Genomic DNA, 214 nt, shown 5'->3' with positions numbered 1-214 from the left:
TCCTTAGCGTATCCGTCGCCAATCAATTGAAAACTGCTCGGCGATGCGCCGGCAATCTTGTCTCCGCAGAAATATACGTTCCATGAGTCCTTAGCGTATCCGTCGCCAATCAATTGAAAACTGCTCGGCGATGCGCCGGCAATCTTGTCTCCGCAGAAATATACGTTCCATGAGTCCTTAGCGTATCCGTCGCCAATCAATTGAAAACTGCTCG

1 protein-coding gene is annotated in these 214 nt (G+C 50.0%); it reads right to left on the bottom strand.

What is annotated here, in order from left to right; translation table 11 throughout:
* Positions 1–214, bottom strand: a 214-nt coding sequence (locus GNY06_RS13075) for a DKNYY domain-containing protein (protein WP_176590036.1), incomplete at both ends; no start/stop codon positions are given.

Source organism: Elizabethkingia argenteiflava (assembly GCF_009904105.1).
Classification (GTDB): Bacteria; Bacteroidota; Bacteroidia; order Flavobacteriales; family Weeksellaceae; genus Elizabethkingia; species Elizabethkingia argenteiflava.
The sequence above is the reverse complement of the archived record's forward strand: the minus strand, read 5'-3'. Positions and strand labels throughout refer to the sequence as shown.